The following is a 12,138-nucleotide window of genomic DNA, read 5'->3' as shown; positions in this document are numbered from 1 at the left end:
CTCACTCCCACGGCGGCCGGTCGTCCGGATCGGAGACGGTCGGAGCTGCCTCGCAGGAACGGCTGCGTTCCTCGATCTCGCTTACGATCTCGTGCAGACTCTTGGGCTTGGCGAATTCCACCGGCGAGACGCCCCGCTCAAACTGCAGCGCGTCTCCTTCCAGCAGCACCACGTACCGGCCGTTAGCCTTGGCGATGTGCAGGTTGATCCCGTAGTCGGCCAAAAGCGCCCGCACCTGCATGTGGTCCAGCTTGAATTTCAGCTCCGCTTCCGGCTGCCGTTCGGTAATGATCTGTGTAGCTTCCATCACCGTGTCGTGCTCCCATTTCTCGGCCAGCTCCCGCTTGGGGCTGGCGGCAATCAGTTCGATCTCCTCTTCCGCCCGCAGCCGCTCTTCCGTCGCCTCGGGGTAGACGTATTCGATGTGCTGGCGGGCCAGCGACAGCACTTCTTCGGAGACGAGCTGGGTCAGCGTTTGCGGATATTCGATGAAACGCATAAATTCTTCAAAGTACCGGGCGTGGGAAAATTGATGGATCTTCACGTGGTACGGATCGTTCATCCCCTGCTCGACCATGTGCGGGTACATCAGCGACTTCATGTTTTTCGCGCTGATCGCCATGTTGACGTTGGCGATCAGGCTGTGCTCGTCGGTGATGATGGCCGTTTTCTGTTCAAAGTCGCATTTGAGTATGAACACGTACCGATCGTCCAGCGGTTCCAGCCGTGTGCGGACGACCAGAAGAACCCCGCCCCGCACCTGGGAAGTGCGCAGATACGACTGAACCAGCTCCTGACAAGGCTCCCTGCTCTCCCCCGGCGTCTCCGCGGCCAAGAGCCGCTGCAGCAGCGCGTAATTGGGGTTGGACTCCAGCGGATGCCCCTCCTCCAGCACAAACCGGCCCAGCTTGGTCGGGCTGGCGTCGCTCTTCGGGTTCGGCTCCGCCTTGCGCTTGGCGATCCGGGCAAACTCCCCGTCCAAAAAGGGGCGCAGCTCGCTTTTCTGATATTCATCCCCGGACAAGAACCGGCTCATCCGGACGTGTTTGGCGCTTCCCTCTCCTTCCGGTTGTTCGATCAAAAAAAACGACAGCCAATCGATGACAAAATTCATCCGTTCCTCGCTCCTGTCCCATATCTGAACGACATGATTATAGCAAAGCCGGAAAAAACGGTCAGGCGTTTTTCCGAAAATGGTATCATGGAGACAGGAGGGACACTTCATGTGGAAACAGCTATGCGCATGGTGGAACCGCGCCGTGCGCGACAGACCGTACAAGCCCGGCGCTCTGGTCGGCGGCTACCGGATCGAAGAGGTGCTGGGCATGGGCAGCTACGGAATCGCCTACCGGGCCGTCCATATCCCGTCCGGCCGGGTTGTGGTGCTCAAACAGGTGAAGCCCAGTCTGCGCCGCTCCCCCAAAGGGGAAGCGATGCAGCACTACGAACAGCGGGTGCTGGCCGCCCTCTCCCATCCGCAGATGCCGCGCTGGCTGGAGTCGTTTCGGCACCGGAACGATTCGTTCCTGGTGATGACATACATCGCCGGGCCGACGCTGGAAGACCTGCTGTTCGAGGAGGGGGCCGCGCTCGGCGAGTTGGAGGCGGCCCGGTTGATACGGCAGGTGGAGCCGGCCAGCGACCTGTATGCCCTCGGCCATTTTTTCCTGTTTCTGCTTTACTCCGGGTACGAAGCAGACGAGAACCAGCCGGAGCGCAGTTGGGAAGAAGAGCTGTTGCTCTCACCGGAGATACGGGGGATGATCCGCCGCCTGCTGCAGATCGACCCGGCATACGGCAGCGTCGAGGAGTGGCTCGCCGATCTGAATGCGTACCTGAACGCGAAAAAAGAGCAGTCCAATCGATGATGTACACCGATTGCGCCTGCTCTTTTCGCTTACTCCCGAATCGGCTCCTCGTTGGCCGCTTCCATCTGCCGTTTCAGTTCCCCCGCTTCCCGGCGCAGCGTTTGTCGCTCGCTTTTGGAGAGGCGCTCGCCGCCGACGGGGCCGTTTACCAGCAGGTCTTCTTCATCCAATCGATCGTTGCGCATGGGAACCTCCTGTGGACATCAGTAGGGTGATTCTTCTCCTACTTTGTTCCAAAGCGTCCTTTCTTATGTACCCGGCCGCCGTTCTTCGGCCGGCGCAGATCGGCGGGATCGACCAGCGCGCCGTACGACATCGCTTTTTCCGCGATGGACAAACCGGTCTGCTTGGCAAACTTGCGGACGATAAACAATTCCTGCGGCGTGACAATGGAAAAGACCAGACCCGCCCGGCCCATCCGGCCGGTGCGGCCGCTTCGATGGATGTAGGTATCGACGTCGGAAGCGGGATCGTAATGAACGATGCATTCCACGCCCGGGATATCAAGGCCGCGAGCGGCCACGTCCGTAGTGATCAGGACGGGAAAAGCACCGTCGCGGAACTGCTGCAGGGTGTGGGCCCGCTCTTCCTTGCTGGCGTCGCGGTGCAGCAAACGGCACGGCAGGTGGTGATACGCGAGCTTGGCGGTGATCTCCTCCACCTTGTCGATCTGATTGACAAACACGATCGACGCGCGGGCGTTGACGAGACGCAGCAGCCGGCGCAGCGTGTCCGCCTTTTTGCGGGGATCGCTGACCAGGTACATGTGCGCCACACCTGCCGCGTTCTCCGGCGCCGCCGATCGGATCACGACCGGATCGGCAGCCAGCGCCGAGGCAAGCTGCACCACGCTTTCCGGCAAGGTCGCGGAGAAAAACAGCCGCTGCGTGTCCCGCAACGTCCGTTTCAACACTTCCTGAACCGGCCGCAAAAAGCCTTCGTCCAGAAGGCGGTCGGCTTCGTCCACCACCGCGGCCTTTACGGTGTGCACCTTTACTTTCCGCTGCTCGATCAGCTCCAGCAGACGTCCCGGTGTGGCGGCAATCAGCGCCGGCCGCTTTTTCAGCCGCTCCACCTGCCGCTTCACGTCGACGCCGCCGATAATCGGCACCACGGCTGCCCCTTTTTTCGCGAGCAGCGGCTCCGCCTCTCTGGCAATCTGCATCACCAATTCGTGAGTCGGAGCCAGAACCAGCACCTGCAGCTCCTTGCTGTCCGCTTCCACCCGGTCGATCAGCGGCAGCAGGTAGGCCAGCGTTTTCCCCGTTCCCGTCGGCGATTCCACCAGGGCGTTTCGGCCGCTTTGGACGACGGGGATCGCATCCTGCTGCACGGGCGTGGGCCGCTTCATATTCCGTTCTTCAAGCGCCTCCAACAGCGGTGCGCTCAGCTTGAAATCAGCAAACGTGGTACTCACAACAATCCTCCTGGCAAGACATGATCATGGGTAAGCTTACCACAAATGGCTGCCAAGTGAAACCGCCAAACGGAATGCCTCAACGCGCGGGTCCCGAACAAGCGTACATCCATCTGATCCATCCGGCAGGAAGCCGCCTCCTGCCGTCAGCGGTTGTTGGAATCGAGCCGGGTTTCCCGTTTTTCCATTTTGTCGTGCCGGTCTTTCTCGCTGTGCTGGTTGTGCGTCCCGGGCGGATGATCCATGTACGCTTCCACCTGTTTTTGAAATTCCTTGTCATATCCGCGCATGCGGCTCACCTCCTGCAGATAGTCTGTCCGCGAACGTTCCCGCTGTCCCCTGAAACTTTTTTCCCGTCCAATCGTCAAACTTATACGACAAATATAAACATGGATGTGGGGAAGAGCACTTATGACCACCTTGTCACGTACCTTGACGCAGAAGCGAAGGCAGCGGCGCAGCCGACGGTGGAGCTGGTTCAGGCGGTTGGCGGCTGCCTGCGCGTTCACGTTTGCCACCCTTGCCCTGGGCGGCTTCCTCTTTCTCTTCGGCACGGAGACGGGCGAAGAGCTGCGGGAATGGGCAGCCGGCACGCTGCTGACGACGCAGCACGACTACTGGGCGCCGTACACGTTTTTGCCCGACGACAAACTGGAAGAGCTGAAAAGACAGATTCGCAATCCCGTCGTCATCAACTCGGAAGCGGACACGGCGAAGCAGCCGGACGCCCGGCCGGTCGACGTCTCCGCGCCGGAAAAGCCGAGGGACCTGATCGAGATCGAGGAGATCGACGAAACGCGCGGCAGTTATTACTTCAAAGGCAAACTGATGTACATCAGCGATCCCAACCGCGTCCATCTGGTCGTCACCACGCGCAAAGACCGGGGCGATCTCCTCGACGAGTTCGCCAAGAAGTACAACGCCATTGGGATCGTCAACGCCAGCGGGTTTTCCGACCCGGACGGCTACGGCAGGGGAACCAAAGCGTACGGCGTGGTGATCAAGGACGGCAGGATCCTGCAGGGATACAACCCCAAGAGCGGGGAAACGGCCCTAGGCATCACCTATGACGGCAGGCTGGTGACCGGCAATTACTCCGCCCAGGAGTTGGTGAACATGGGCGTTCGGGATGCGATGAGTTTCCGGCCGCAGCTCATCGTCAACGGCAAAAACCTGTTTGCGGACAAGCCCGCCAAAAGCTGGGGGATTCAACCGCGCACCGCCGTCGGTCAAAAAGCGGACGGCACCATCGCGTTCCTGGTCATCGACGGACGGCAGCCCGGCCACTCCATCGGCGCCAGCATGAACGACGTGGCGGAAATCCTGGCATCTCGGGGCGTCGTCAACGCGATGGCGATGGACGGCGGTTCCAGTTCGATGATGCTGTACAACGGGGAAGCCATCACCAGGACGTCCTGCCCGTACGAACGCGGCCGCTATTTGCCCAATGCATGGGCCGTCTACTAACGAATATCGCCAAGGAGGGGAAACATGCTGTACCATTTCAGCGAGGATCCGACCATTGCCCGGTTTGACCCCCGCCCCCATCCGTCGCATCCCGCCCTGCCGCCGGCGGTCTGGGCCATCGACCGGGAGCGGGCGCCGATGTACTTCTTCCCGCGCGACTGTCCGCGCATTGCGTTCTACCGGCTCCCCGAGACCACGTCCGAAGACGCGGACCGTTTTCTCGGACACACCACGGCCCGAATGGTGATCGCCACCGAGAACGGCTGGTACGGACGGATCAGGCAGGCCAAGCTCTACGTCTACCACCTGCCGCCTGAGCCGTTCACTTGTTGGGAGCCGGGAGCCGGCTACTACATCGCCCACGAATCGATTGAACCGCTGAAGGTGGAGCCGATGGGCGACCTGATCGAGCGCCTGACCGCAGAAGACGTGGAGCTCAGACTAATGCCCTCGCTTTGGCCGCTGCACGATGCGCTGCTCGCCTCCTCGCTTCACTTTTCGATGATCCGGATGCGCAATGCATCCCGGTAGGCTCCGACGGCCTCGCTCAATCAAAAACAGGCAGCCCGCTCACCAAAGTGTCGGGCTGCCTGTTTGTTTGCCTTTCTTACCATTTTATCGCGGTCCTGGCCTGCACCTGGCTCCACTCTTCCACGTTCCACACCTGGGTCACCCAGTCTTCGTAAAAGTCCGGTTCGTGGCAGACCAGCAGCACGGTTCCCTTGAAGGCCTGCAAGGCGCGTTTCAGTTCGTCCTTGGCCGCCACGTCGAGGTGGTTGGTCGGCTCGTCAAAGACCAGCCAGTTGCTTTCCCGCTGGAGCAGCTTGCAGAGCCGTACCTTGGCCTGTTCACCCCCGGAGAGAGCCGTCATGGGGCGGTTGATGTGCTCGTTTTTCAAACCGCAGCGGGCCAGAGCACCCCGCACTTCATGGTTGTTGAGATGAGGGAACTCGTTCCACACCTCGTCCAAGGCGGTGACCGGCTTCGGCTTTACTTCCTGCTCGAAGTAGGCCGGCTGCAGGAAGTCACCCTGCTCCAGTTTGCCCCCGAGCGGCGGGATCAGGCCGAGCACCGTTTTCAGCAGGGTGGATTTCCCCACCCCGTTCATGCCGACGACCGCCACCTTTTCCCCTCGTTCCAGGGCGACCGTCAGCTTGGGCAGCAGCGGACGGGTGTAGCCGATCTCCAGTTCTTCCGCCGTGAAGACGAAGCGGCTGCTCGCCCGCGCTTCCTTGAAAACAAACGTCGGCTTGGCCGCCGTCTCCGGCTTCTCGATGCGCTCGATCTTGTCCAACTGCTTCTGCCTGCTCTTCGCCCGGCCGGAGGTGGAGGCGCGCGCCTTGTTGCGGGCGATGAAGTCCTCCATCTTCGCAATTTCCTCCTGCTGCTTCTCGTAGGCGTCCAGGTGCTGGCTGCGCTTCATCTCCGCCTGGGCGAGGAACGACTCGTAGTTGCCCGTGTAGCGGGTGAGCTTCGCAAACTCCAGGTGGTAAATCACGTTGACGACGTCGTTCATGAACCCGGTGTCGTGCGAGATCAGGATAAACGCGTAAGGATACGCTTTCAGGTAGCCTTTCAGCCAGGTGATGTGCTCATCGTCCAGATAGTTGGTCGGCTCGTCCAGAAGCAGCACGGTCGGCTGTTCCAGGAGCAGCTTCGCCAGGAGCACCTTGGTCCGCTGACCGCCGGACAGAGCGGCGACGTCCCGATCCAGACCAATCGCGGACAAACCCAGGGCGTTGGCGATTTCCTCCACTTTGGCGTCAATCAGGTAAAATCCGCTCGACTCCAGCCGATCCTGAATCTCGCCCATGCGCTCCAGCAGCTCTTCCAGCTCCTCCGGTGAAGCCTCCGCCATCCGCTCCCCGATCGCCACCAGTTCCGCCTCTTCCTGAAGCAGCGGCAAAAAGGCTTCCTTGAGCACGTCCCGAATGGTCTTGCCCGGTGTCAGCTTGGTATGCTGGTCGAGGTACCCGTAGCGGACCCTGGGCATCCACTCGATCCGTCCGGCGTCCGGAATCAATTGGCCGGTCAGCAGGGCCATCATCGTGGACTTCCCCGTTCCGTTCGCGCCTACCAGGCCCACCCGTTCTCCCGGCTGCAGCCGAAACGACACGTCGCGAAACAGCGTGCGTTCGGCGAAGCCGTGGCTCACATTTTCTACGATTAAAACGCTCATGATTTCCTCCTGTTTGTCGACTCCATTCGTACCTGTTCAAAAAAGGCGGGCTTGTACCGGCTGGCGTAACTCTCTCCGGCCATGATCAGCTCGTCCAGCCGCAGGCGCAGATCCTGCAGCGTGATGCCCTCCATCGCCGTGTTCAGAATAACCGCGCGCGCCATTTGACGCAGGCGGTTCACATCGTCTTCCAGCGCTTTGCCCAGCACCTTGCCGCTGTGGACGATCTCCGAGCGGTGGTTGTAGGACCGTTTCACAAACTGGGCCACCCGCTCCCGTTCGGCAAACGTGTCCCCGAAGTAATAGGCCATGCGCAGACGCAGCTTGTACGTGATCTCTCCCTTTTTGCCGTCGGGCACAAACAGCGACTCCAGCGCAATCCACAAGTCCAGCAGTTGGTCCTCCAGACTCTTTTTCTCCAGGGAGAGGGCGTAGCGGCGAACGGCGAGCTGAGGCAGGGCCGGCTTGTCCCAGATGAGGGACAGAAAGATTTCCTCGGTCCGCTCGTCAAAGCGAAACTTCTTCCCGTCAATGGAACGCTTCAGATAGGTGATCCCGAACACCGGCGGCTGGGCCGTGATGACGTACGGGATGGAGCAGATGCCGTCCAGCGTCGCCAGGTTCAGCTTTTGTTCGATTTCTTCGATCCAGGCCTGATCCTGCCTTACTTTCAAATCGGGGTACTCGGCGAACAAAAACAGGCTGTCCACCCCTACTTTGCGGTCAAACAGCAGACGGCTCTCGTCCATTTGATTTTTAAGAAAACGGGAGGCCAGCTTGTACAGTTTTTCCTCTCCCGACAACAGCACAAACGACTGGGGCAGATCAATGCGCACCGGTCTGGACGTCGTCGAGTTAAAGACCGGCGCAATCAGATACGGCATGGGCATGTCTCCTTTCCGGCTCTGGACAGGTGCGTCCGGCTGACGGGCAGTCCGGCTCCGACCCAAAGATTACATAATACTTATTATGTCATTCATTTGCTGTCTCCGACATGCTTCCTTCTAGAATACCAGCAATTCCTATGGTTCGTCATCCTTCGTTTCCGGCATGCTATACGGGAAGGAGATGATACCATGGAAAAGGATCGCGTGCGCGACGAAAATCCCCACCAAACGTACAACAACACCTACGAACCCATGGAACAGACCGGCGAGCCGCTGCCCGGCTCCAAACAGGTAAAGCAGGCGAATCACTCGCGCCAGGTCAAAACGAGGGAAGGCTGATCCGCTGCGCCTTCCTGTTTTTTACAACCAAATGATTGAATTGTCCCACAAGGATGAACTATGATGATTACAGTATCCTTGATGGAGGTCAACCAATCATGATTCTGATTCCGCTTTCGGGCCACAGCCCTCTTCCGCACAAAATCAGCTACAGTGTTTCTCCCTTGTACGAGTTGGCGGCAAGCCTCCACGCACTGGCTCAGGAAACGCCCGACCCGCGTCTGGCCGACTGGGCCGCAGACATACTGGCCGGCTTTCGTGCCGCCCGGATCCAATCAGACTGGGAATACTTTCGTCCGATGTTTACCCTCGCCATCCCCGACGCGTTCGATCCGCTGCAAACCAGAGGCGTGATGGCCGTTGACGATCAATACGACTACTTCTTCACGCTGTCCGAGGAAGCGTTTGCGAACAGCCTGCGGCCGATGCTGGACGCGTGGGAGAAAACCGGTGAGGATGTTCCGCTCGCGGCCGACCTGCAGGAGGACCCCGCGTTTGTCAAAGGGCGCTTCAACCTGTTTATCTCCACGTACTGGCAGCTTTTTTTCGCCCCGCAGTGGGAGGCGTTGGCGCCCCGGTTTGTACGGGAGGCGGAACGGATCCATCTGTCGCTGCGCTCGCTGGATGAGATCACGGCCTATTTGCGGACGATCGCTCCCCGCTTCCGCTACGATGCCGAGCAGGAGCAGCTCGTCTGGGAAAACGGCGCTCCCGACGCTCAACATGTTCAGCAGTTGGTCCTCTACCCCAGCCATTTTTACAACGGCGCTGCGTCCCTCGCCAAAAAAGGGGCCAGCGCTCACCTGCTCTATCATTTCGAACAATGCAAAACGCCCTGTTAAGGGCGTTTTGCGTATTGCAGCATGTGCGCAACGATTAACCGATCCAGTTGTTGACTCATCTTTACAATCTCAGGGTCGTTAAAATTGTAACCGGCATCCTTGGCTGCGCGTTCCAGTTGCTGCCGCAGATCATCAATCATCTTCTGCGTAATGTTCATGCTGCCAGACCCCCACCCGACTCGATCAACCACTATTTTACATTATTTGATAATGCGTGGAAAGAGGAGAATGTCCGCGGGAGCGGTCGCGCCAAAAAAAGGAAGCCCTGCATCCGCTGGAGATGCAGGGCTTTCGCTTTCGTGCGTTTACTTGTTCAGCACGTGAATCGGATGGCCCAGGGCCAGTTCCGCAGCTTCCATCGTCACTTCGCCCAGGGTCGGGTGAGCGTGAATGGTGAGCTCGATGTCTTCCAGCGTCGCTCCCATCTCGATGGCGAGGCCGATTTCGGCGATGATGTTGGACGCTTCCGGTCCGACAATCTGGGCGCCCAGCACCAGATTGGTGCCTTTTTCGGCGATCAGTTTCACGAAGCCTTCACCGGCATTGACAGACAGCGCGCGGCCGTTCGCGGCAAACGGGAAGCGGCCCGCCACGTAGTCGATGCCCTGTTCCTTGGCTTCTCTTTCGCTGATCCCGACGCTGGCGATCTCCGGATCGGAGAAGACGACAGCGGGGATGGCCTTGTAGTCCACTTCAGACGGACGGCCGGCAATCGCTTCCGCAGCCACTTTGCCTTCGTAGGAAGCCTTGTGGGCCAGAGCCGGACCGGCGACGATGTCCCCGATCGCGTAGACGTTGGGGATATTGGTGCGGCCCTGTTTGTCCACCACGATGTAGCCGCGGTCGGTCAGGTTCATGCCGATATCGCGTACGCCCAGTTCGTCCGTGTTGGGACGGCGGCCGACGGTTACCAGCACGTATTCTGCATCAAACTGCTTCTGCTCCCCTTTTACTTCCGCTGTGACGATCACGCCGTCTTCTTTTTCCTCCATGCCTTGAGCGAGCGCTTTGACATTGATGTCCACGCCCAGCTTTTTCAGCTTGCGTTCTACCAGGCGGGTCATCTCCGGCTCGAATCCCGGCAGGATCTGGTCAGAGCCTTCCAAAATGGTTACCTTGGTACCAAACTTGGCAAAGACAGTACCCAGCTCAATCCCGATGTAGCCCCCGCCGATCACGACCAGGCTCTTCGGAATTTCCGTCAGGGACAGGGCTTCCGTCGAGGAGAGCACGCGCTTGCCAAACGGGAACGCCGGCAGTTCGATCGGACGGGAACCCGTGGCGATGATGCAGTGGTTAAAGCGGTAGCGGTTCACGTCGTAGCCGTGGAAGACCCGCACTTCGTTTTCGCTGACAAACAGCGCTTCGCCGGGGATTACCTGAATCTTGTTGCCCTTGAACAGCGAGGCGACGCCGCCGGTCAACTGCTTGACGATGCCGTTTTTCCACTCTTGGACTTTGGCGAAGTCCACTTTTACGTTTTCCATGGTGATGCCCATGTTCGCCGTGTGCTGGGCCTGCTCATACGTGTGAGCCGCGTGAATCATCGCTTTGGACGGAATGCAGCCGACGTTGAGGCACACGCCGCCCAGGTCGGCTTTCTCCACCACGGCGACGGATTTGCCCAGTTGGGCAGCGCGAATGGCCGCCACATAGCCGCCGGGACCGGCGCCGATGACGAGAACGTCCACTTCTGTGGTAAATTCACCTACTACCATCGTTCTTATCCCTCCATGACGAGCAGCGTCGGGTTTTCCAGGAGCTGCTTCACGTAGTTGACGAAACGCTGCGCCGGTTCGCCGTCAATCAGGCGGTGGTCAAAGCTGAGCGACAGGGACAGCACTTGGCCGACCACGATTTCGCCGTTTTTCACTACCGGTTTTTCGCTGATGCGGCCTACGCCGAGAATGGCGACTTCCGGGTAGTTGATGATCGGCGTGAAGAACATGCCGCCCGCGGAACCGATGTTGGTGATGCTGAAGGTGGAGCCTTTCAGCTCGTCTGCCGTCGCCTTGCGTTCGCGCGCCTTCTTCGCCAGTTCGCCGATCTCGCCGGCGATTTCAAAGATGGATTTGCGGTCTGCCGCTTTGACAACCGGCACCACCAGACCGTCATCGGTGGAAGTGGCAATGCCGATGTTATAGTACTTTTTGTAGACGATCTCTTGTTTTTCGTCGTCGATGGAGGCGTTCAGTTCCGGGAACTTTTTCAGTCCGGCCACGACCGCCTTGACGATGAACGGCAGATAGGTCAGCTTTACGCCGCGCTCTTCCGCCAGCGGTTTTGCTTCCTTGCGCATTGCCACCAGGTCGGTGACGTCCACTTCGTCGAAAATGGTAACGTGCGGAGCCGTGTACGCCGATTTGACCATCGCTTTGGCAATGGCTTTACGGATGCCTTTGAGCGGAACGCGCTCCTCCACTTCGCCCGCTTGTGCGGTGTAGTGTACGGTCGGTGCCGCAGCCGCCTGCTGTACGCCGGTCGGCGCTTGCGCTGCAGGTGCAGCCGCTTCGGCCTGTGCTTGGGCAGCTTGAGCTTGTGCCGGTGCTGCCGCGCCGCCTGCGAGGAAGCGGTCTACGTCTTCGCGCGTGATGCGGCCCAATTTGCCGGTACCCGGCACCAGCGCGAGCTGAACGCCTTTTTCACGCGCGTATTTGCGCACGGACGGAGTCGCCAGCACGTGCTTGCGGTCTACAGGTGCCGCTGTTGCCGTCGCCTGCGCCAGCGGCGTGTCCAGCGGCTGGTTGGCGTTGGCGCTCACTTGGGAGCCGATGTCGCAGCCCGGCTCCATTTTGTCTTCTTTCCCCGTCTCAGCAGCCGGGGCTTCTCCATAACCGTGATCCGGCAGGTTGGGCAGTTCGCCTTCCACCTCAAATTCGATCAGCGGATCGCCGACGACGGAAACGGTGCCCTCGGTCACTTTCAGTTCCAGCACTTTTCCTTTCACCGGAGACGGCACTTCCACGACCGCCTTGTCATTTTGCACTTCCATGATCACTTGGTCTTCTTCAACGGTATCCCCCGGCTTCACGTGCCATTTGACGATTTCGCCTTCATGGATGCCCTCGCCAAGCTCCGGGAGTCTGAATGTAAAACGACTCACGTTATCTCCTCCTTAAATAAACGCTCCGACGTAATG

Annotated in this window: 14 protein-coding genes; 5 read left to right on the top strand and 9 right to left on the bottom strand. The window is 59.6% G+C overall.

Annotated features, from left to right (window positions below; genetic code table 11):
- Position 1: 1 nt before the first annotated feature.
- Positions 2 to 1,114 carry a DUF3900 domain-containing protein gene (locus tag A6764_RS11480; protein ID WP_065066471.1) on the bottom strand — a complete coding sequence of 371 codons (1,113 nt, stop codon included), beginning with the start codon at positions 1,112 to 1,114 and terminating at the stop codon, positions 2 to 4.
- 109 nt (positions 1,115 to 1,223) lie between these two features.
- Between A6764_RS11480 and A6764_RS11475 the strand changes: the two genes are divergently transcribed.
- The gene (locus A6764_RS11475) at positions 1,224 to 1,868 is read left to right on the top strand and encodes a serine/threonine protein kinase (protein ID WP_065066472.1); all 645 of its coding nucleotides are present in this window, start codon (positions 1,224 to 1,226) and stop codon (positions 1,866 to 1,868) included.
- Positions 1,869 to 1,897: 29 nt separating this feature from the next.
- Here A6764_RS11475 and A6764_RS11470 read toward each other — a convergent pair whose 3' ends face one another.
- The 3 genes from A6764_RS11470 to A6764_RS11460 all read right to left on the bottom strand — a co-directional run bounded on the left by A6764_RS11470 (position 1,898) and on the right by A6764_RS11460 (position 3,575).
- Positions 1,898 to 2,053 carry a hypothetical protein gene (locus tag A6764_RS11470; protein ID WP_162836726.1) on the bottom strand — a complete coding sequence of 52 codons (156 nt, stop codon included), beginning with the start codon at positions 2,051 to 2,053 and terminating at the stop codon, positions 1,898 to 1,900.
- 38 nt (positions 2,054 to 2,091) lie between these two features.
- On the bottom strand, positions 2,092 to 3,285 hold the full coding sequence (locus A6764_RS11465; protein WP_065066473.1) for a DEAD/DEAH box helicase: 1,194 nt from the start codon (positions 3,283 to 3,285) through the stop codon (positions 2,092 to 2,094).
- A 146-nt stretch (positions 3,286 to 3,431) separates the two neighbouring features.
- Complete coding sequence (locus A6764_RS11460; RefSeq protein ID WP_162836725.1) at positions 3,432 to 3,575, bottom strand: hypothetical protein; 144 nt, start codon at positions 3,573 to 3,575, stop codon at positions 3,432 to 3,434.
- 121 nt (positions 3,576 to 3,696) lie between these two features.
- Between A6764_RS11460 and A6764_RS11455 the strand changes: the two genes are divergently transcribed.
- A complete protein-coding gene (locus tag A6764_RS11455; protein WP_065066474.1) occupies positions 3,697 to 4,752 on the top strand; it encodes a phosphodiester glycosidase family protein in 1,056 nt (351 codons plus the stop codon).
- Between the two features lie 24 nt (positions 4,753 to 4,776).
- Complete coding sequence (locus tag A6764_RS11450; protein WP_065066475.1) at positions 4,777 to 5,283, top strand: DUF6886 family protein; 507 nt, start codon at positions 4,777 to 4,779, stop codon at positions 5,281 to 5,283.
- A 76-nt stretch (positions 5,284 to 5,359) separates the two neighbouring features.
- Here the strand turns inward: A6764_RS11450 and A6764_RS11445 are convergent, their stop codons facing one another.
- Both A6764_RS11445 and A6764_RS11440 read right to left on the bottom strand, forming a co-directional pair.
- On the bottom strand, positions 5,360 to 6,931 hold the full coding sequence (locus A6764_RS11445; RefSeq protein WP_065066476.1) for an ABC-F family ATP-binding cassette domain-containing protein: 1,572 nt from the start codon (positions 6,929 to 6,931) through the stop codon (positions 5,360 to 5,362).
- Positions 6,928 to 7,815, bottom strand: a complete 888-nt coding sequence (locus tag A6764_RS11440) for a HEPN domain-containing protein (RefSeq protein WP_065066477.1) — start codon at positions 7,813 to 7,815, stop codon at positions 6,928 to 6,930. Before A6764_RS11440 ends, A6764_RS11445 begins: the two co-directional genes overlap by 4 nt.
- 192 nt (positions 7,816 to 8,007) lie before the next feature.
- Between A6764_RS11440 and A6764_RS11435 the strand changes: the two genes are divergently transcribed.
- The gene (locus A6764_RS11435) at positions 8,008 to 8,157 is read left to right on the top strand and encodes a small acid-soluble spore protein P (protein WP_029099077.1); all 150 of its coding nucleotides are present in this window, start codon (positions 8,008 to 8,010) and stop codon (positions 8,155 to 8,157) included.
- A gap of 98 nt (positions 8,158 to 8,255) precedes the next feature.
- Positions 8,256 to 8,999 carry a DUF5937 family protein gene (locus A6764_RS11430; protein WP_065066478.1) on the top strand — a complete coding sequence of 248 codons (744 nt, stop codon included), beginning with the start codon at positions 8,256 to 8,258 and terminating at the stop codon, positions 8,997 to 8,999.
- Here the strand turns inward: A6764_RS11430 and A6764_RS11425 are convergent.
- The 3 genes from A6764_RS11425 to A6764_RS11415 all read right to left on the bottom strand — a co-directional run bounded on the left by A6764_RS11425 (position 8,996) and on the right by A6764_RS11415 (position 12,102).
- Entirely contained in the window at positions 8,996 to 9,157 is a 162-nt protein-coding gene (locus A6764_RS11425; protein ID WP_029099075.1) for an aspartyl-phosphate phosphatase Spo0E family protein, read from the bottom strand. The genes A6764_RS11430 and A6764_RS11425 overlap by 4 nt on opposite strands.
- A gap of 147 nt (positions 9,158 to 9,304) precedes the next feature.
- Positions 9,305 to 10,717, bottom strand: a complete 1,413-nt coding sequence (gene lpdA, locus A6764_RS11420) for a dihydrolipoyl dehydrogenase (RefSeq protein WP_065066479.1) — start codon at positions 10,715 to 10,717, stop codon at positions 9,305 to 9,307.
- Positions 10,718 to 10,722: 5 nt separating this feature from the next.
- Positions 10,723 to 12,102: a dihydrolipoamide acetyltransferase family protein gene (locus tag A6764_RS11415; RefSeq protein WP_065066480.1), complete on the bottom strand. Its 1,380-nt coding sequence runs from the start codon at positions 12,100 to 12,102 to the stop codon at positions 10,723 to 10,725.
- Positions 12,103 to 12,138 lie beyond the last annotated feature (36 nt).

This window comes from Brevibacillus sp. WF146, from assembly GCF_001673705.2.
Taxonomy (GTDB): Bacteria; Bacillota; Bacilli; order Brevibacillales; family Brevibacillaceae; genus Brevibacillus; species Brevibacillus thermoruber.
The sequence above is the reverse complement of the archived record's forward strand: the minus strand, read 5'-3'. Positions and strand labels throughout refer to the sequence as shown.